The 20,449-nt window shown below is 41.2% G+C and carries 17 protein-coding genes; 10 read left to right on the top strand and 7 right to left on the bottom strand.

Going from position 1 to position 20,449, the window contains the following annotated elements; translation table 11 throughout:
* The first annotated feature begins 96 nt into the window (after positions 1-96).
* Both PNIG_RS09670 and PNIG_RS09665 read left to right on the top strand, forming a co-directional pair.
* A complete protein-coding gene (locus PNIG_RS09670) occupies positions 97-1,479 on the top strand; it encodes an amidohydrolase (RefSeq protein WP_011328405.1) in 1,383 nt (460 codons plus the stop codon).
* Positions 1,480-1,491: 12 nt separating this feature from the next.
* Positions 1,492-2,733: an amidohydrolase family protein gene (locus PNIG_RS09665; protein ID WP_089368373.1), complete on the top strand. Its 1,242-nt coding sequence runs from the start codon at positions 1,492-1,494 to the stop codon at positions 2,731-2,733.
* Positions 2,734-2,887: 154 nt separating this feature from the next.
* On the opposite strand, the gene PNIG_RS09660 is transcribed toward PNIG_RS09665, so the two are convergent.
* Positions 2,888-5,110, bottom strand: a complete 2,223-nt coding sequence (locus tag PNIG_RS09660; RefSeq protein ID WP_089368372.1) for an NADP-dependent isocitrate dehydrogenase — start codon at positions 5,108-5,110, stop codon at positions 2,888-2,890.
* Between the two features lie 796 nt (positions 5,111-5,906).
* Complete coding sequence (gene cspD / locus PNIG_RS09655) at positions 5,907-6,125, bottom strand: cold shock domain-containing protein CspD (RefSeq protein WP_011328402.1); 219 nt, start codon at positions 6,123-6,125, stop codon at positions 5,907-5,909.
* Between the two features lie 209 nt (positions 6,126-6,334).
* Here cspD and clpS point away from each other — a divergent pair, with 209 nt between their 5' ends.
* On the top strand, positions 6,335-6,643 hold the full coding sequence (gene clpS, locus PNIG_RS09650; protein ID WP_083497543.1) for an ATP-dependent Clp protease adapter ClpS: 309 nt from the start codon (positions 6,335-6,337) through the stop codon (positions 6,641-6,643).
* A 68-nt stretch (positions 6,644-6,711) separates the two neighbouring features.
* Positions 6,712-8,973, top strand: a complete 2,262-nt coding sequence (clpA, locus tag PNIG_RS09645; RefSeq protein WP_089368371.1) for an ATP-dependent Clp protease ATP-binding subunit ClpA — start codon at positions 6,712-6,714, stop codon at positions 8,971-8,973.
* 210 nt (positions 8,974-9,183) lie between these two features.
* Here the strand turns inward: clpA and infA are convergent, their stop codons facing one another.
* The 4 genes from infA to trxB form a co-directional block, all read right to left on the bottom strand.
* The gene (gene infA, locus PNIG_RS09640) at positions 9,184-9,402 is read right to left on the bottom strand and encodes a translation initiation factor IF-1 (RefSeq protein ID WP_002962494.1); all 219 of its coding nucleotides are present in this window, start codon (positions 9,400-9,402) and stop codon (positions 9,184-9,186) included.
* Between the two features lie 90 nt (positions 9,403-9,492).
* Positions 9,493-10,197, bottom strand: a complete 705-nt coding sequence (locus PNIG_RS09635; RefSeq protein WP_041454455.1) for an arginyltransferase — start codon at positions 10,195-10,197, stop codon at positions 9,493-9,495.
* Complete coding sequence (gene aat / locus PNIG_RS09630; RefSeq protein WP_011328398.1) at positions 10,190-10,906, bottom strand: leucyl/phenylalanyl-tRNA--protein transferase; 717 nt, start codon at positions 10,904-10,906, stop codon at positions 10,190-10,192. Before aat ends, PNIG_RS09635 begins: the two co-directional genes overlap by 8 nt.
* A gap of 96 nt (positions 10,907-11,002) precedes the next feature.
* Positions 11,003-11,953, bottom strand: coding sequence for a thioredoxin-disulfide reductase (gene trxB, locus PNIG_RS09625; protein WP_011328397.1), 951 nt, complete (start codon positions 11,951-11,953; stop codon positions 11,003-11,005).
* Between the two features lie 288 nt (positions 11,954-12,241).
* Here trxB and pssA point away from each other — a divergent pair, with 288 nt between their 5' ends.
* Positions 12,242-13,567 (top strand): CDP-diacylglycerol--serine O-phosphatidyltransferase, encoded by a 1,326-nt coding sequence (gene pssA / locus PNIG_RS09620; RefSeq protein WP_011328396.1) that lies wholly within the window; start codon positions 12,242-12,244, stop codon positions 13,565-13,567.
* Positions 13,568-13,684: 117 nt separating this feature from the next.
* Here the strand turns inward: pssA and ald are convergent, their stop codons facing one another.
* Entirely contained in the window at positions 13,685-14,806 is a 1,122-nt protein-coding gene (ald, locus tag PNIG_RS09615) for an alanine dehydrogenase (RefSeq protein WP_011328395.1), read from the bottom strand.
* A gap of 138 nt (positions 14,807-14,944) precedes the next feature.
* Here ald and lrp point away from each other — a divergent pair, with 138 nt between their 5' ends.
* The 5 genes from lrp to crcB all read left to right on the top strand — a co-directional run bounded on the left by lrp (position 14,945) and on the right by crcB (position 20,443).
* On the top strand, positions 14,945-15,424 hold the full coding sequence (gene lrp, locus PNIG_RS09610) for a leucine-responsive transcriptional regulator Lrp (protein ID WP_011328394.1): 480 nt from the start codon (positions 14,945-14,947) through the stop codon (positions 15,422-15,424).
* 197 nt (positions 15,425-15,621) lie between these two features.
* Positions 15,622-18,108 carry a DNA translocase FtsK gene (locus PNIG_RS09605; protein ID WP_089368370.1) on the top strand — a complete coding sequence of 829 codons (2,487 nt, stop codon included), beginning with the start codon at positions 15,622-15,624 and terminating at the stop codon, positions 18,106-18,108.
* Entirely contained in the window at positions 18,108-18,734 is a 627-nt protein-coding gene (gene lolA / locus PNIG_RS09600) for an outer membrane lipoprotein periplasmic chaperone LolA (protein WP_089368369.1), read from the top strand. The genes PNIG_RS09605 and lolA overlap by 1 nt, the downstream gene beginning before the upstream one ends.
* Positions 18,727-20,070: a replication-associated recombination protein A gene (locus PNIG_RS09595; RefSeq protein ID WP_086998673.1), complete on the top strand. Its 1,344-nt coding sequence runs from the start codon at positions 18,727-18,729 to the stop codon at positions 20,068-20,070. The genes lolA and PNIG_RS09595 overlap by 8 nt, the downstream gene beginning before the upstream one ends.
* Positions 20,063-20,443 carry a fluoride efflux transporter CrcB gene (gene crcB, locus PNIG_RS09590; RefSeq protein ID WP_041454454.1) on the top strand — a complete coding sequence of 127 codons (381 nt, stop codon included), beginning with the start codon at positions 20,063-20,065 and terminating at the stop codon, positions 20,441-20,443. Before PNIG_RS09595 ends, crcB begins: the two co-directional genes overlap by 8 nt.
* Positions 20,444-20,449: the final 6 nt, after the last annotated feature.

The following is a 20,449-nucleotide window of genomic DNA, read 5'->3' as shown; positions in this document are numbered from 1 at the left end:
AGCAACTCATCTCAATTTATTGGTTTTTGGCCTGTTTTTTTAGCTTTATTAGTTAGCTTTAGCTAAAGTAGCAAAAAAACAGGAGAACCGAATAACATGCAAAAATTTGCTCCCTCATTGTTAGCTATTGGCTTAGCAACTGCACTTGTTGGTTGCCAAGAAAACGGCCCACAAGACGATAAAATAACAATAAACAAAAACCCTTACCCAAGTACTTATAAAGTGGTTGCTACATCAAGCACGCTGATCACTAATGCCACTGTATTAACAGGTACGGGCGAGCGCTTAGACGATACCGATGTATTACTTGTTGATGGTAAAGTACAACAAGTAGGCAAAGATTTAACTGCATCAGCAGATACCACAATTGATGCTCAAGGCAAGTGGGTAACACCGGGTATAATTGACGTTCACTCACATTTAGGTGCATATCCAAGCCCCTCGGTTGAGTCGCATCAAGACGGTAACGAAATGACCAGCCCAAATACAGCAGAAGTATGGGTAGAGCACTCTATTTGGCCACAAGATCCAGGCTTTAACCGTGCTCGCGAAGGCGGTATTACCTCACTACAAATATTACCTGGCTCTGCTAACTTGTTTGGTGGGCGCGGCGTAACACTTAAAAACGTACCAGCGCATACAATGCAAGCAATGAAATTTCCAGATGCGCCGTACGGCTTAAAAATGGCGTGTGGCGAAAACCCAAAACGCGTTTATGGTCGTAAAGGCACGTTACCGTCAACCCGTATGGGGAACATGGCCGGTTACAGAATGGCATGGGCCGAAACTGTAGAATACAAACGCGCGTGGGATAAATACGATAGCGATTATGCAGCGGGTAAAAACCCAGCAGCACCTACCCGCGATATTAAATACGATACATTGCGAGGAGTGTTAGAGGGCGAAGTGCGCATTCATAACCATTGCTATAAAGCAGAAGAAATGGCGATGATGATTGACCTTTCAAAAGAATTTAATTATCACGCGGGTACTTTTCATCATGGTATAGAAGCCTATAAAATTGCTGACATGCTAGCTGCAAACGGTTCATGTGCTGCGCTTTGGCCAGACTGGTGGGGCTTTAAAATGGAAGCCTACGACATGGTGCAAGAAAATGTGGCCATTGTTGATGCGGTTAAAAACTCGTGTGCGGTAGTTCATTCTGATTCAGATACGACTATTCAGCGCTTAAACCAAGAGGCTGCTAAGGTAATGTTCCGCGCTAATCAAAATGGTTTTGATATTTCGGAGCAACACGCAATTAAGTGGATCACTGCTAATGCGGCAAAATCACTAGGAATTGATGATAAAACAGGCTCACTCGAAGCGGGTAAACAGGGCGATGTGGTTATTTGGAACCAAAGCCCGTTTAGTGTTTACGCTAAAGCTGAGCAAGTGTTTGTTGATGGTGCAAAAGTTTACGATAGAAACGATAGCACGTATCAGGCAACAAGTGATTTTATGTTAGGTCAACAATAAGGAGCACCCAGAATGAAAAATTTATCACGTTCGTTTTCGCTTTCTCTGGTTGCTGCAGGGTTATTAGCAGCAGGCGCGGTTAATGCGCAGTCACTGGCAATTATTAACGCCACATTACACACCTCAACAGAGCAAGGTGTATTAGAGGGCGCGAGCATTGTAATGACTGATGGCAAAATTTCTGCCATTAATCCAAGCGCTGTAAAAGCCGACAAAATTATTGATGCTAAGGGCCAAATAGTAACGCCTGGCTTTATTGCCAGTATTAACCAATTAGGTTTAGTTGAAGTAGGTGCGGTTGCAGGCTCACGCGATGGCGGCGATGAAAAAGCCGGTATTGATTTTGATGCAAGTTTAGCTTTTAACGGCCACTCGGGGTTAATTCCTTACGCACGTAAAGGCGGAATTACACGCGATGTGATCACCCCACAGGGCGGCGAGAGTATTTTTGCAGGCCTTGCAAGTGTAGTTGATTTAAGTGGTAGCTTTGAAAGCGTACTGCAAAAACAAGTGGCACTAGTGGTTAATTTAGGTGAGCGCCGCAAAGGTTCGCGTGCGTTTACTTTGCAAACACTTATAAATAAGCTAGATGAACATCAAACTAAAGCCGATAAAAAAGCTAAAAAAGATGACAAAAAGCCAACCGCCGAAGATAAAATAATGGTTAAAGTACTTAGCGGTGAAATGCCATTAATCGTTAATGTATCTCGCGCTGCCGATATAGTTGAGCTTATTAAAGTAAAGCAGCAGTTTGGCATTAACTTAGTACTTAATGGTGCGCAAGATGCTGTTGTCGTTAAAGAGCGTTTAGCTAAAGCAGACATTCCAGTGATCATTAGTGCTATGGATAGTTTGCCAGGTAGTTTTGACTCATTAAATGCGAGTTTAAATAATGCAGGATTACTTGAAAAGGCCGGCGTAAAAGTACTGCTAACAGTGGGCGGTGATGCCAGTCATAATGTTTACCAGCTACGTTTTGATGCGGGTAATGCTGTATCGTATGGTATGAGCCAACAAGGTGCGTTAAAAGCAGTTACAGCAAACGTGGCTGATGTATTTGGCATTAATGCAGGCAGCCTAGCAGTAGGTAAAGCGGCCGATGTGGTTATGTGGAGCAATGATCCGTTTGAGCTTAGCAGCCACGTGAGCAAAATGTTTATTAATGGGGTTGAGGTATCTACACAATCTCGCCAAGATAAACTGCGTGACCGTTATACAACTGAGTCAAGTATGCCACGCGCATATACTAAGTAATCAGAAACTAAGCTAAACATCCTATATATTGGAGGTTAAAGCTACTACTAAAAAGGCCGCTATTTTATAAATAGCGGCCTTTTTATTTGTAAATTTTAGACATAAAAAAGCCGCTTACTTTTGCAAGTAAGCGGCTTTTAAATTCATTTCAATATTATACTAATTTAGCAAGAATATCGTTAAAGGTAGTGCTTGGACGCATCGCTTTAAAAGCAGCATCGTCGTTAGGCTGGAAGTAACCGCCTAAATCTACCGCTGGGCCTTGCGCGTTGTTTAGCTCACTAACAATTTGTTCTTTGTTAGTTTCAAGGTCGCTAGCAATTTGCGTAAACTGCGCTTTAAGTTCGCTGTCGTCATTTTGCTTAGCAAGCTCTTGTGCCCAAAATAAAGATAAGAAGAAATGAGAACCACGGTTATCAATTTCTTTTACTTTACGTGAAGGCGACTTGTTTTCTGCAAGGAAAGTACCAGTTGCTTTATCTAGGGTGTCAGCAAGTACTTGTGCCTTGTTGTTACCCGTCGTTACGCTTAGGTGCTCAAGCGATGCAGCAAGTGCTAAAAATTCACCTAAAGAATCCCAACGTAAGTGGTTTTCTTTTTCGAATTGTTGCACATGCTTAGGTGCAGAACCACCTGCGCCAGTTTCAAATAAGCCACCACCGTTCATAAGTGGAACAATTGACAGCATTTTAGCACTTGTACCCAACTCTAAAATTGGGAATAAATCTGTAAGGTAATCACGTAAAACGTTACCTGTTACAGAAATAGTGTCTTTACCTTCTTTAATACGCGCTAAAGAGAATAAAGTTGCTTCAAGCGGTGCTAAAATTTGAATATCTAGACCAGCTGTATCGTGATCTGGTAGGTATTTATTTACTTTTTTGATTAGCTGCGCATCATGTGCACGGTTTTCGTCTAACCAGAAAATAGCAGGAACGCCCGTTGCGCGTGCACGGTTTACTGCAAGCTTAACCCAATCTTGGATTGGTGCGTCTTTAACCTGACACATGCGCCAAATATCACCTTGCTCAACGCTGTGCTCAAGTAAAGTAGTACCGTTTGCATCAACAACACGGATAGAACCGTCTGCTTTAGCTTCAAACGTTTTGTCGTGTGAACCGTATTCTTCAGCTTTTTGCGCCATAAGGCCAACGTTTGGAACGCTACCCATAGTTGTTGGATCAAACGCGCCATTTTCTTTACAGAAATCGATAGTTGCTTGGTAAATACCTGAGTAACAACGATCTGGAATTACAAAGCTAGTGTCTTGTAATTTACCATCGTTATTCCACATTTGACCGCTTGAACGAATTGCAGCAGGCATAGACGCATCGATGATCACGTCACTTGGTACGTGTAAGTTTGTAATACCACGGTCAGAATCAACCATAGCAATAGCAGGGCGGTTAGCATAAACAGCTTGAATGTCTGCTTCAATTTCTTCGCGCTTAGCGTCATCTAATGTTTGAATTTTAGAATACACATCGCCTAAACCATTATTAACATCAACACCTAGCTCTTCAAAAAGTTTACAGTGCTTAGTAAATACATCTTTGTAGAATACTTTTACAGCGTGACCAAAAATAATTGGATCAGATACTTTCATCATTGTCGCTTTCATATGCAGCGAGAATAAAACGCCTTTTTCTTTAGCAGCATCAATTTCAGCAGCTAAGAAAGCTTGCAGTTTAGCAGCGCTAATGCTTGATGCATCAATAACTTCGCCAGCTAAAAGCGGTGTGCTTTGTTTAAGCACAGTAACGTCGCCGTTAGTTGCAGCATGTTCAATACGCACATCAGTTGCTGTATCAACTGTTACTGATTGCTCAGAACCAAAAAAGTCGCCTTCGCTCATGCTAGCAACGTAAGATTCAGAATCTTTGCTCCACGCACCCATTGAATGCGGGTTGTTACGTGCATATTCTTTTACAGAACCAGGTGCACGACGATCTGAGTTACCTTCACGTAGTACTGGGTTTACTGCACTGCCTTTAATTTTGTCGTACGCAGCTTGAATTGCTTTTTCTTCATCGTTTTTAGGCTCAACAGGGTATTCTGGAAGTGCATAACCTTTTGCTTGAAGCTCTTTAATTACCGCGCGAAGCTGTGGTACAGAGGCGCTGATGTTTGGTAATTTAATAATGTTAGCTTCTGGTGTTTTAGCCAGTTCGCCAAGTTCAGCCAGTGCATCGTTAATACGTTGTTCTGGTGTTAAATAATCAGGGAAGCTTGCAATTACACGACCTGCTAATGAAATATCGCGAGTTTCAACTTCAACACCTGCCGCATTTGTATATGCTTGGATGATAGGTAGCAACGAGTAAGTTGCGAGTGCCGGAGCTTCGTCCGTTTTTGTATAGATAATTTTTGATGTCATCATCATTCCTAGATAGTTGGCCATAACGACCATATTCAACAATGCAAAGAAATCATTGCCACCAGTATTGGTAATACATTAAAGTGTTAATAATGGAGCAACGAGCAGTCAGTTAGGTGTTTATTGCCCTATATTTATATAAAGCAAAGTAGTCACACCTGACCAGCTAGTACCGTATTTATAACTAAACATTTAATAAAAATAAATTAGCCTTTAGGCTAGCGTTAATACGTTATTTTTAGGGTAAAGAGTGTAACAAGCTTGGTTTAAAAGGGCTAGTTTTTGCAAGCACCATCCAAGTAGTTATACCAATTGAATTAAAAACATTGATCGTTCTAACGGACTAAAGTTTCATAATGGCATTAAAATTTTCATATAGAATAACTATACGGTTAAATTTATGCTTAATTATTGAGCTTTTTTACTTGTCGCTATAGTTAATGCCAATTTTATTAAAAATACGAGCATGCTAGCGTATTCAATGGCTTACTAGTCACTTTTAAAATAACTAATATAAAACAATGGTATACATTATTTAACCAGGTTGTTAAGCCATTTTTTTGCGCCGAAATTACTCATTAATTTAATGTTATTGGTATATTCGCGTATTTAATACAAATTGATATTTAACATTCAATACAGAAAATATTGGGGTAGATAAAATAAATTCAAGGAGAAGGGTTGAATTTGCAGATAATGAGGCTATTAATACAGAAGAAGAGATGATAAAAAAGATGCTGAAGGAATTAAGCGAGGATCTAAGCAGGTCACTCGCTTTAGTAGAACAAAATAACAGTCACTCAATAATATCACCGTTAGGCGCTATATTTTTAGCGTGTAAGCCTTTAGGGCCTTGTTCTAATTCGAATGTTACATCTTGACCAGCTTTAAGTGTTTTATAGCCGTCCATTACAATTGTTGAGTAATGAGCGAAAATATCATTCTCGCAGCCGTCTTCTACGATGAAACCGAAACCTTTGGCATTATTGAACCATTTGACTTTACCACAAGCCATACTTCTACATCCTTCTATAAGTTCACTAATTTAGTTAATCTAAACTGTATAATTTGCTAGACTGACTAAGGTTTAATCAATCTATGTTTGACTGTAGTTTATTTAGCCAGTCAGTCAAGTGTTTTGATCTATTAATTAACATTTTATTTATTTTTTTATTCAAGTTTGCTTGAGTTACAAAGACAAGACTATATTTAATTATGAGTGGTATGAAAGATTCAGGTGTTATAGACATCGTTCGCGACAAGGAAAAGCAAAAGCTGCAACCACCGCGAAAATATAAAGTTGTTTTAAATAACGACGATTACACGCCAATGGATTTTGTGATAGAGATCCTGATGACATTTTTTAATATGGATAGCGATAGAGCAACCGACGTGATGCTGCAAATTCATCAACAAGGGAAGGGGATCTGCGGCGTATTTAGCTCAGATGTAGCCCATACAAAAGCTGAACAAGTTAACCGATATTCAAGGGATAACGAGCATCCACTGCTATGTAGTTGTGAGCAGGAATAAATACCAAGCGAATGATCTTTCGTTCGATTGTAATGGTATAAAATTATTATCTCTGTAAGGGGTTGCCAATGCTAAATAAAGATTTAGAACTTACTTTGAACAGCGCGTTTCGCGAAGCGCGTACACGTCGTCATGAGTTTATGACGGTAGAACACCTTTTACTTGCGCTTTTGGACAATCCATCTGCTGGGGAAGCGCTAAGTGCCTGTGCAGTAAATGTTGCAGAGTTAAAAACTGAACTACTTGAGTTTATTAACGAAACCACACCAGTTATTCCAGATTTAGAAGAAGAGCGTGAAACTCAGCCAACACTTGGTTTTCAACGTGTATTGCAACGTGCTGTTTTTCATGTGCAATCATCGGGTAAAAACGAAGTAACAGGCGTAAACGTGCTGGTGGCTATTTTTTCTGAGCAAGAAAGCCAAGCAGTATATTTACTTAAAAAACACGATATATCACGTCTTGATATTGTTAATTTTATTTCGCATGGCATTGCCAAAAGCGATGATGAATTAGGCGATGATACCGACGATATTCACGAAGACGTACAAGAAGTGCAAAGCGAAGAAGCGAGCAAGCTCGACAGCTTTACCACTAATTTAAACGTACAAGCGCTCGAAGGCCACATTGACCCATTAATAGGGCGCGATAGTGAAGTAGAACGTACTGTGCAGGTGTTGTGTCGTCGTAAAAAGAACAACCCATTATTAGTAGGCGAAGCAGGTGTTGGTAAAACAGCAATTGCAGAAGGCCTAGCGTATCGTATTGTAAATAAGCAAGTACCCGAAGTAATTGCCGATGCCGTTGTTTACTCGCTTGATATGGGCGCATTATTGGCAGGTACTAAGTACCGTGGCGATTTTGAAAAACGCTTTAAAAGCTTACTAAAAGAGTTGCAAGCACAGCCGGGCTCTATTTTATTTATTGATGAAATTCATACCATTATTGGTGCCGGCGCGGCATCGGGTGGCGTTATGGATGCATCAAACTTACTTAAGCCGCTACTCTCTAGTGGGCAATTACGCTGTATGGGTTCGACAACTTATAACGAGTATAAAAATATTTTTGAGAAAGACCGTGCTTTGGTACGTCGCTTTCAAAAAATTGATGTGCTTGAGCCGAGTGTTGCCGATACCACTAAAATATTAAATGGTTTAAAAGAGCGTTACGAAGCGCACCATGGTATTCGTTATACGCAAAAAGCGTTAAAAGCAGCGGCAGAGTTAAGTGCAAAATATATTAATGAACGCCATTTACCCGATAAAGCAATTGACGTAATTGACGAAGCCGGTGCAAGCCAGCGTTTACTGCCTAGCTCTAAACGTAAAAAAACCATTGGCGTTGCCGATATAGAAAATATTGTGGCTAAAATGGCGCGTATTCCACCGCAAAGTGTGTCATCTAGCGATAAAGAAACGCTTAAAAGCTTAGACCGCAATTTAAAAATGTTGGTGTTTGGGCAAGATCAATCTATTGATGCGCTTACATCGGCTATTCGCTTATCGCGCTCTGGTTTAGCCAACGAAGAAAAACCAGTAGGGTCGTTCTTATTTGCAGGCCCAACAGGGGTAGGCAAAACCGAGGTAACTAAACAGCTAGCTAAGTGTATGGGTGTTGAGTTTATTCGCTTTGATATGTCGGAGTACGTAGAGCGCCATGCAATTAGTCGACTAATTGGTGCGCCACCAGGTTATGTTGGTTTTGAGCAAGGTGGTTTACTCACTGAAGCGGTAATTAAAAACCCGCATGCGGTAGTACTGTTAGATGAAATTGAAAAAGCGCACTCAGATATTTACAACATATTGCTGCAAGTAATGGATCACGGTACATTAACTGATAATAACGGCCGCAAAGCCGATTTTAGAAATGTAGTCGTGGTAATGACCACCAATGCGGGCGTGCAAGAAACAACGCGTGCGTCAATTGGTTTTAGCGAGCAAGACCATACGCACGATGCAATGGGTGAAATTAATAAAGTATTTTCACCAGAATTTAGAAACCGTTTAGATAACATTATTTGGTTTAATCACCTTGATAAAGACGTTATTTTACTTGTGGTTGATAAGTTTATTGTGGAGCTTCAGGCGCAACTGGATAAAAAGTCAGTTAATCTTGAGCTAAGTGCTAAAGCACGGGAATGGTTGGCTGACAAAGGTTACGACAAAGCGATGGGGGCACGTCCTATGGCACGTATTATCCAAGAGCAGCTTAAAAAACCATTAGCCAACGAAATACTCTTTGGTGAACTTGTTGAAGGCGGTACGGTTAAAGTATCGGTTAAAGATAAAAAAATTCGCTTTGATTATCAAAGTGATTTAACACCAGCTTAGTTTAATATTCGCTAAATGAGTTAAATAAAAAGGCCTGCTTTTAAAAAGCAGGCCTTTTTTGTAATGTTTTATAGACAACAAAAAACCCAGCAAGGCTGGGTTTTTTGTTTATTAAATGTAATTGCTAGTTAATATCCATCAATTACATTTAATAAACGCTTAAAGCTAGTGAAACACTAGCCAAAAACTAAATCTCGTTTACGCACTTACTTAGCGAGCACGGAATACGATACGACCTTTCGATAAATCGTAAGGAGTCATTTCTACCGTTACTTTATCGCCGGTTAAAATACGGATATAGTTTTTGCGCATTTTGCCTGAAATATGAGCCACAACTACGTGACCATTTTCTAGCTCAACTCGGAACATTGTATTTGGTAAAGTATCAAGGACTGTCCCTTGCATTTCGATTACGTCTTCTTTCGCCATGTTTAGCGTAACACCTCTTTAATAGTTAAACGCTGCAGATTCTGCCCAAAATACGCCAATAAGTAAAGGCGCAGCGGCTATTTTTGCAAATTAAATAGTCAACCACTGGTCTTTGACTTGTTTTTGCGCCGGTAAAAATTGCGTTTTGTAGTTCATTTTAGGACATTCGTCTATTTGGTAGCCCAAGTACACGTAGTGCTTATTTTGTGCTTTAGCAAATATTAGCTGCTGTAAAATCATCACAGTACCCAAACTATACTGCTCATAGTCGGGGTCAAAAAAAGTATAAATAGCTGAAATAGCCTTGTCCATACAATCAGTTACGGCAACCGCAACTAAATTGTCTTGATCCCAAAGTTCTATAAAAGTGATGTTTAACCAACTGCATAATAAAAAACTCTGAAACTGTGTTTTATCAGGAGGATACATACTACCGTCTTGATGGCGCAAACTAATATATTTACTGTACAGCGCGTAGTATTGCGGGCGCTCTTGGTTAGAATATTTAACTTCAAAGCGTGTTTTTGCTTTGTTTAGTTTACGTTTGTGCGATTTTGTCTCAATAAACTCTTGTGCTAATACACGTACAGAGCTACATGCGCTGCAAGTTGGACAGTGCGGGCGGTAAATTTGGTTACCGCTGCGACGAAAACCTAACGCCAGCAAAGACTCAAATTTATCGCTGCTGTAGCAACTTGGATCAAGAATGACCAATAACTGCTCTTGGCGGTTGGGTAAATAACTACAAGCAAACTCTTGGCTTAAACCAGCGCGTGCAGGAATATGTTCATTCATAAATAGCGTTAAGCTCCTGTGGTATCCACATAGCAGGGTCTACTTTATAATTTTGCGCTGCGTGTAGTTTAGCTAAAAATGCAGGGCGTGGGATCACTGTCGCCCCTAACGACATTAAATAGGGGTTTTCGAGCTGACAATCAATAAAATGCGCGTTATGGCGCTTAAGCCAATTAACCAACGCCCACATAGCCAGCTTAGAGCAGTTTGTTTGATGATGAAACATCGACTCGCCACAAAAAACACCATTTTGCATAATGCCATATAAGCCACCTGCAAGCTCTCCCTCGCGCCACACTTCTACACTATGAGCAATGCCTGCGTTATGGGCGTTAATGTACGCAGTGAGCATGTCAGAGGTTATCCACGTACCATCGGTATCAATGCGTTGCTCGCAGCATGCTTCAATCACTTCAATAAAGGCATTATTTATAGTAACGGTGACCGGGTGCTTTTTTAAATGCTTGCGCAGGCTTTTACTAATATGAAAATTATCGAGCTCTACAATGCCGCGCTCACTGGGCGACCACCACATTATTGGCTCGTCTTCGCTAAACCACGGAAATATACCATTATTATAAGCGTTACTTAGCCGCGCTAAACTTAAATCGCCACCAATAGCGAGTAAACCGTCGGGGGAGTCGAGAGCGCACTCTATAGGTGGAAATGCTATATCGGTATTACTTAGCTGGTACAGCTGCTTTTTCATACAATACTTCAATAAAAACGAATAACAAAAGTGTAACTATAATTTAGACATAAAAAAAGGCTGATTTATCAGCCTTTTTACTAAACACTTAACAGCTTATAGATTATCTAAAAAGCGCTCAGCATCTAATGCTGCCATACAACCTGTTCCAGCAGAAGTAATTGCTTGGCGGTAAATATGATCCGACACATCACCAGCGGCAAATACGCCTGGTACGCTAGTTTGTGTAGCGTTGCCATTAAGGCCCGACTCAACAATTATATAGCCGTCTTTCATTTCTAGTTGGCCAACAAACATATCGGTATTTGGCTTATGGCCAATAGCAATAAATACGCCCGCTAGGTCTAACTCTTCGGTTGCATCAGAGTTTGCATCTTTAATACGCACACCGGTAACGCCCATTTGGTCACCTAATACTTCGTCAAGCGTACGGTTGTAATGCATTACCACATTACCGTTTGCTGCTTTTTCAGCTAGGCGGTCGGCTAATATTTTTTCACTACGGAAACTATCACGACGGTGAATTACATGCACTTCATCGGCAATGTTAGATAAGTAAAGCGCTTCTTCAACAGCTGTGTTACCGCCGCCAACAACCGCTACTTTTTGTCCTTTATAGAAAAAACCATCACAGGTCGCACACGCAGATACGCCACGGCCTTGAAAATTTGTTTCTGACTCTAAGCCTAGGTACTTAGCAGACGCGCCTGTTGCAATGATAAGTGCGTCACAGGTGTAAGTGCCTTGGTCGCCAGTTAAAGTGAAAGGGCGTTTAGACACGTCTACTTTATTTATGTGATCAAATATAATTTCAGTTTCAAAGCGCTCAGCATGCTCTTTCATACGATCCATTAACGCAGGACCAGTTAAGCCATGCGCATCGCCAGGCCAGTTTTCTACTTCGGTAGTGGTGGTTAATTGGCCACCTTGTTGCATACCAGTAATTAATACCGGGTTTAAATTTGCGCGGGCTGCGTAAACTGCGGCAGTGTAACCAGCGGGGCCTGAGCCTAAAATAAGTAACTTACAATGTTTTGCTTCAGTCATGGTTTTTTCCTAAACGTTTAATTCACTCTGTAATGCGCTCGATTCTAAGAAAAACAAGCAGGAAGTAAACAAAATCCGTGATTAATTTTTTTAACAAATTTTAAAGCTGTGCAATATTGTGTACTTAAAATGGAGTAATTTATGTCTAATAAGTAAAATTAGTTCAATAAACAGACTAATACGCAACAAAACTGCGTTAATTCATGACCGGTTTGATTTTTTTTGATATGTTTTACCTAATTTTGATTTGTCACTGAAAGATTATGTGACCTAAGTGAATAGGCAACTATGTTATTTTGGCAGGAAAAACCCGCATTTGGGTTGACTTCAAAAGACCTTAACGTCTTAACCAATGCGCAAGAGTACCGTACGCAATTGCTACGTTTAATTGCCAACGCAAAAAAACGAATTTATATAACCACGCTTTATTTACAAGATGATGAAGCCGGACGTGAAGTTTTAGAGGCACTGCACCAGGTGTCATTAGCTAACCCAGCGCTTGAAATAAAAGTGCTGGTAGATTTTCATCGCGCGCAACGTGGCCTTATTGGTGCCGAAAAATCTGAGGGGAATGCCAGTTTATATTGTGATTACCTCGAAAAGTTTCAATCGAACGTGCAGGTATACGGCGTACCAGTAAAAGCGAAAGAGTTATTTGGCGTATTGCATTTAAAAGGTTTTGTGATTGACGACACCTTGCTTTATAGCGGCGCGAGTATAAATAATGTGTATTTAGAGTATAACGACCGTTATCGCCTCGATCGTTACTTTTTAGTTACGCAAAACGCGTTATGCGATGCTGTAATAGACTTTATTGAAACAACATTACTTAGCTCAAATGCAGTGCCGCGTATTGATAGCCGCCCGCTTCCAAAGCTTAATGACTTTAGATTAGATCAAAAGCAATTAATGCGTGATTTAAAAACAGCAAGGTATAACAGCGCCGAGCTGCATAATACTCAGTCCTTAGGTATTCGTTTGTTTTTAGGATTAGGGCGACGCAATAACGAACTTAATCGTTTAATTAAAACCATGTTTGACGCCACCGAGCAAGAGCTAGTGTTGTACACGCCTTACTTTAATTTTCCGGCGCCATTAATGCGCTCATTACGCCGCTTATTAAAACAAGGTAAGCAAGTCACTATTGTAGTAGGCGATAAAACGGCTAACGACTTTTATGTACCGCCTAGCGAGCCATTTAGTAAAATAGGCGCGTTGCCGTATTTATACGAAACTATTTTGCATAAATTTGTTAAAACGCAAAAACGCCATATTGATAACGGTAATTTAAACGTTTATTTATGGAAGCACGACAGTAATTCGTTTCATTTAAAAGGCATTTGTTCAGACAGAAAAGTACATTTACTCAGTGGTCATAACCTTAACCCGCGGGCGTGGGGACTAGATGTTGAAAATGGTATTTTAATTGAAGATCCACAGCAAACAATAATGCAAGATATTGACAACGAAAAGCAAGAAATTCTGCAGCACTGTCGCCGTTTAACTGGCCCAGATGATTTAGAAACCATGGACGATTATCCGCAAGCGGTTAAAAAGTTACTTGGCCAAGCAAAACGTGTAAAAGTAGATTTTATAATTAAACGTTTTATATAAGCTTATAAATTTAAAATCTATACAACAAAAAAGCAGCTAATAGCTGCTTTTTTTGTTTGCACTAATGTTTACTCTAAAGCACTCAAGTAAGTTAATGCTTGAGTGCTTTACGCTAAATTAAACGTTTTCTAGCGCAGTACGAGGATCAACATATTCCATGTTAAACGCTTGTGCTACTTCTTTGTAAGTTACTTGGCCTTTTATTACGTTTAAGCCTTTTAAGAAGTGAGCGTCGTCAAGCAATGCCTTTTTATAACCTTTGTTTGCAAGGTTAATAATAAACGGCAAGGTTGCATTGTTAAGTGCAAACGTAGAAGTACGTGGCACAGCGCCCGGCATATTAGCAACACAATAGTGAACAACGTCATCAACAATGAACGTAGGATCAGCATGGGTAGTTGCTTTAGAGGTGGCAATACAGCCACCTTGGTCAATGGCAACGTCAACAATTGCAGAGCCTGGTTTCATGGCTTTAATGTGCGCAGCAGTTACTAGTTTAGGTGCAGCTGCACCTGGAATAAGTACACCACCAATTACTAAATCGGCCTCTAGTACGTGTTTTTCAAGTGCGTCGGCAGTTGAGTAAATAGCGCGTACTTTGTTGCCAAACTGTGCGTCTAGTGCGCGTAATACGTCAATGTTACGATCAAGTATTACTACGTTTGCACCTAAACCAACCGCCATAAGTGCAGCGCTACGGCCAACCATACCGCCGCCAATAATAACTACTTTAGCTGGCTCAACGCCCGGTACGCCACCAAGTAACATACCACTGCCTTTATTTATTTTTTCAAGCGCTTGTGCGCCCGCTTGAATAGACATACGACCTGCTACTTCACTCATAGGTGCTAATAGAGGAAGGCCACCGCGAGAGTCTGTGACTGTTTCGTATGCAATACAAATTGCTTTGCTTTTAACTAGGTCTTCAGTTTGTGGTAAATCAGGGGCAAGGTGTAAGTAAGTGAAAAGAATTTGATCTTCGCGCAGCATGGCACGCTCAATTGCTTGTGGCTCTTTTACTTTAATTATCATCTCGGCTTTTGCGAATACATCAGCAGGTGTTGCTAAAATTTCAGCACCGGCTTGTACGTAATCGTCGTTAGTAAAGCCAATGCCCATACCCGCATCTGTTTCCACTAATACTTGGTGGCCGTGATTAACGAGCTCACGAACACTAGCAGGAACCATACCTACGCGGTATTCATGGTTTTTAATTTCTTTAGGTACACCTATAATCATAATTTTGCCTTGTTAGAACGGGATAAGTTTTTTCACTATTATATTCATGAGTTGCTAGTGTGTCTTACCTTTTTTTTAACATATTATAGTGATAATATCTGTTTTTGGCTTTTAAACAGAATAATAAACTAGGTGAGTATGCATACACTATTAGATAGAATAGATCGCAAAATATTAGTGGAATTACAACAGGATGGGCGGTTATCTAATGTGGAACTGGCCCGACGAGTTGGCTTAAGTGCGACACCTTGTTTAGAGCGTGTAAAAAAGTTGGAGCGAGAAGGTTATATACTTGGTTACAAGGCTGTGGTCGATCCGGCTAAGCTTGGCCAAGGTTTATCGGTATACGTTGAGGTAACTATTACTAAAACATCGGCAGATGTATTTGACGAATTTAGTGCTGCAGTTAAAAAGCATAACGAAATAATAGAGTGCCATTTAGTATCGGGTAATTTTGACTTTTTACTTAAAACGCGGGTAAACGACATGTCAGAATATCGAGGAGTACTGGGCGATATACTCTTAAAGTTACCCAATGTTAGCGAAAGTCGTACTTATGTAGTAATGGAAGAAGTAAAAGGCGAGGAAGGCGTAATTATTCGCCCCTATGTTGCTTAAGCTGATTTACAATATGTGTGTTATTTATAGGCTAATATAGTAATTTATAATTAGTTTCGCATAATATAAGTTTAAATTATAAAAACTTGTTCATAATCAGGCCATCAAGGTTAAGATAAAGTGCAACAAAATACATTTCCTGCTAAGGTATTCCACTGCTAAGTGAGTGTAAAAATAATAAAGAGGAATAGGGAATTATGCGCCTAAACGGTGTGCAAAGGCTATTAGAAACAGGGCTGATAATCAGCACTTTTACAGCAATATTTATTTTATGTGCCTTAATCAGCTTTGATCCGGCGGATGCTGCATGGTCGCAAACTAGTTTTAGCGAAGTAAAAAACATTACTGGCGCTGCGGGTGCATGGATTGCTGACATATTATTACTCACTTTTGGCTGGTTGGCTTATTTAGTACCGGCCGCAATTCAGATATTTGGTTATTTATTATTTAAACAACCGCACCGAATTTTACAACTCGACTACACCACCTTAGCATTGCGTGTTATTGGTTTTGCTTTATTTATTACCTCAGCTACCGCTATTAGCAGCATTAATTTTGATGATATTTATAACTTTTCATCAGGCGGGGTAGTGGGCGATGTGATTGAATCGGCAATGATGCCAGCATTTAACTTTACCGGTACTTCAATACTATTATTGTGCTTCTTTTTTGCCGGTTTAACATTATTAACGGGCGTTTCGTGGGTAGATTTTGTTGATTATTTAGGTGATTTAATCGTACGTTTTTATCGTTACATTAGCAATTATGTAAAAGGCTGGTTAAACCGAGAGCGTTTAGCAGGTAATGATAATCAGCAAATAGACGCACAATTTGAACCAGACACCAACGAGCAAGCCGATGAAACAAATACCAAAAAAGTAAATAAACAAAAATCAATTAACAAACCGCAAACGCCATTTAATGAGCCGCAAATTAGCGACGAATTTATGCCGTTTGACGAGCTAGACGACATTCTCGATCAAGAAATTGGCTTTAGCGCCATAGATGACGATCCAATGGATACAGAAGCTGCACTTAATGCACTTGATCAGAGCCCAGTAGTAGAGCCTGAAAAGCCAGTAACTACGGTAGTATCGCCAGCAAGGCCAATGAACAAGCCAAAAGCTGCGTATCAGCCGCCGCCAACAGCCAAAGAAAAATTTGAACAATTACTAAATCAAGAGCCGCCACTAGGGCCATTACCATCGCTTGATTTACTCGACAGACCCGACAAAGCTAAAAACCCTATTTCGCAAGAAGAGCTCGATACAGTATCGCGACTAGTAGAGACAAAACTGCTCGACTTTAACGTACAAGCAAAGGTTGTAGCAGTATACCCAGGGCCAGTTGTAACGCGCTTTGAGCTAGATTTGGCACCCGGTATAAAGGTGTCTAAAATTACCGGTTTAGCAAAAGATTTAGCCCGTTCGCTTTCGGCAATTAGTGTACGTGTGGTTGAGGTTATTCCGGGTAAAACATATGTAGGCATAGAGCTGCCTAACAAGTATCGCGAAATAGTGCGTTTATCAGAAGTAATAAATGCCCCTAAATTTGAGCAAAACCCATCGCCACTCACTATGGTATTAGGTAAAGATATTGCCGGGGAGCCGGTATGTGCCGACCTTGGCAAAATGCCGCATTTACTGGTAGCCGGTACTACAGGCTCGGGTAAATCAGTGGGCGTTAATGTGATGATAGTAAGCTTACTGTACAAATCGGGGCCTGATGATGTACGTATGATCATGATTGACCCTAAAATGCTTGAACTTTCGGTATACGAAGGTATTCCGCATTTATTGTGTGAAGTAGTTACCGACATGAAAGAAGCCGCTAATGCACTGCGTTGGTGTGTAGGCGAAATGGAGCGTCGTTATAAGCTAATGTCGGCTTTGGGTGTACGTAACTTAAAAGGTTACAACCAAAAAGTGCTTGAAGCCAAAGAAGCGGGCTATCCAATAATGGACCCATTATTTAAAGACACCGATGGCATGAAAGATGGCCCAGATGAGCTTGGAAAACTACCTAGTATAGTGGTAGTAATTGACGAATTTGCCGACATGATGATGATTGTAGGTAAAAAGGTAGAAGAGCTAATTGCCCGTATTGCGCAAAAAGCACGTGCCGCAGGTATTCATTTAATACTGGCAACACAGCGCCCATCGGTAGACGTAATTACCGGTTTAATTAAAGCAAATATACCAACGCGTATGGCGTTTCAGGTATCGAGTAAAATAGATTCGCGCACTATACTTGACCAACAAGGTGCCGAAAATTTACTAGGTATGGGTGATATGTTGTATTTACCGCCAGGTACAAGTGTTCCTGAGCGTGTGCATGGCGCGTTTGTAGACGACCACGAAGTACACGCAGTAGTAAACGACTGGAAAGCCCGTGCTAAACCAAATTACATAGACGAAATACTTAATGGCGACGCGAACGAGGATATTTTATTACCGGGTGAAGCCAGCGAAAACGCAGATGAAGAAAACGATCCGCTATACGACGAAGCCGTGTCGTTTGTAATTGAAACCGGTAAAGTATCGGTGTCGTCTGTGCAACGTAAATTACGTGTTGGCTATAACCGCGCAGCACGCTTAGTAGAACAAATGGAAACATCGGGTATCGTGAGTTCAGCTGGCCACAATGGCGCTCGCGATGTATTAGTACCTAATGGAGCAAATTAATGAAAAAACTTAACACCTTATTATTAGTACTTGGCAGCTTAGTTGCTACGCCAAGCTTTGCAGACGACAGCCAAGCATTACAAGATCAACTCGCAACGCTAAAAAGCTTTAAAGCGCAGTTCTCGCAAAAAGTAACAGACAAACAAGGCCAAGCAGTAATGCAAGGCGAGGGCACAATTGCCCTGCAACAACCTATGATGATCCGCTGGCAGCAAACCAATCCAGACGACACATTATTTGTATCAAATGGGGATAAAACATATTACTTCGACAGCTTTGCTGAGCAAGTAACTATTATGCAAACTAGCAGCCTTATAGATTCAACGCCGTTTGTGTTACTTACCTCAAAAGACCCAGCGCAGTGGGAAAAATACAGCGTACTGGCTACAAATAGCGGCTTTAGCGTAACGCCAAACAAAGGCGTAGAAAGCCAAGTAGAGCAGCTAGATATAACCTTTGCTGGTAACGAGCAAGGTTTGGCTAAATTAGTGGTAACCGATAATTCAGGGCAGTTATCGTCGTTTACTTTTAATGATGCACAAGTTAATACGCCGCTTGATAAAAGCACCTTTGAATTTACGCCTCCTGAAGGTGTTGAAATAGACGATCAGAGTAACGGTGAGTAACTTAGGATTTAACTTTGGGCCCGATGTGCGCCCACTCGCAGCGCGTATGCGCCCAACAACGCTTGATGAATACATTGGCCAGCAGCACTTACTCAGCGCCGATAAACCACTGCATCAGGCAATTGTTGCAGGGCGCTGCCATAGTTTAATATTGTGGGGCCCGCCGGGTGTGGGTAAAACAACGCTTGCGCAAATAATTGCTAATCATGCCGATGCTGCGCTTATTCAAATGTCGGCAGTTACTGCAGGCGTTAAAGACATTCGCGACAGCGTTACGCAGGCGCGCGAAAACCTACAAAGCCGTGGCCAACGCACCTTAATGTTTGTTGACGAAGTACACCGTTTTAATAAATCTCAGCAAGATGCATTTTTACCGCACATAGAAGACGGTACGTTTATATTTGTAGGTGCAACCACCGAAAACCCATCATTTGCACTTAACAACGCTATTTTGTCGCGGGCGCGGGTGTATGTTTTAAAATCGCTTGCCGATACCGATCTATACACAGTAATAGATCGCGCACTCAAACAAGACGAACAATTAAGCCAAAAGCACATAGTAATTGCCGACAACGCTAAAAAAGCACTGTGCCAAGCAAGTGGTGGCGATGCGCGCAAAGTACTTAACTTACTTGAGCAAGCGGTTGATTTAACCACAGAGCAAAACGGCCAATACAAGGTAGACGAGCACGTACTTAGCCAAGTGCTGCCCACACATTTAGCTAAATACGACAAAGGCGGCGATGAATTTTACGACTTAATATCGGCCTTTCATAAATCGGTACGAGGAAGCTCCCCCGATGGCGCGCTGTACTGGTATTGCCGTATTTTAGCCGGTGGGGGCGATCCTTTATATGTAGCTAGGCGCTTACTTGCCATTGCTACAGAAGACATTGGCAACGCCGATCCGCGCGCTATGGAAGTGGCGCTAAACGCATGGGATATTTTTCAGCGAGTTGGCCCAAGCGAGGGCGAACGCGCAATTGCCCAAGCCACACTTTATTTAGCCAGCGCACCTAAAAGTAATGCGGTGTATATGGCGTTTAATCAAGCCAAGGCCGATGCCCAAAACGAGCCAAGTTACCCCGTGCCAGAGCATTTACGCAATGCGCCAACCAACTTAATGAAAGACTTAGGGTATGGCGCTGAGTATCGTTATGCGCACAACGAAGAAGGCGCTTTTGCTGCCGGAGAGAAGTATTTACCACCAGAAATGCAAGGTAGGGAGTATTACTTACCGAGCGATCGTGGCCTTGAGCAAAAAATTAAGCAAAAGCTCGATTACCTAAAAGAGCGCGACGCGCAAAGCCCACTTAAACGATACGAAAATGATTAAACTTTATATGATGATCGCCCTTGGCGGAGCCTCAGGAGCGTGTTTACGGTTTTTTATTAGCGAAAGCATGCTAAAACTCCTCGGTAGGGGATTCCCTTTTGGCACGTTGGCGGTTAATATTCTGGGTTCATTGTTGATGGGCATTTTGTACGGTTTACTAGATAAAGATATAATCGCCGAAAGCCCTGCTAAAGCCCTGATCGGGGTTGGCTTTTTAGGTGCGTTAACCACCTTTTCAACATTTTCAATGGATTCGCTGTTGTTGTTACAACAAGGTCACTTTATTAAAATGGCCCTCAATATCATCTTAAACGTGATGGTGTGTATTTTTATGGCTTGGCTGGGCCTTCAGCTAGTAATGCAAAAAGGTTAAAAACTA

The organism is Pseudoalteromonas nigrifaciens, from assembly GCF_002221505.1.
Lineage (GTDB): Bacteria > Pseudomonadota > Gammaproteobacteria > Enterobacterales > Alteromonadaceae > Pseudoalteromonas > Pseudoalteromonas nigrifaciens.
Note: the sequence above shows the minus strand (reverse complement) of the source record. Positions and strands in the feature narration are given on the sequence as shown.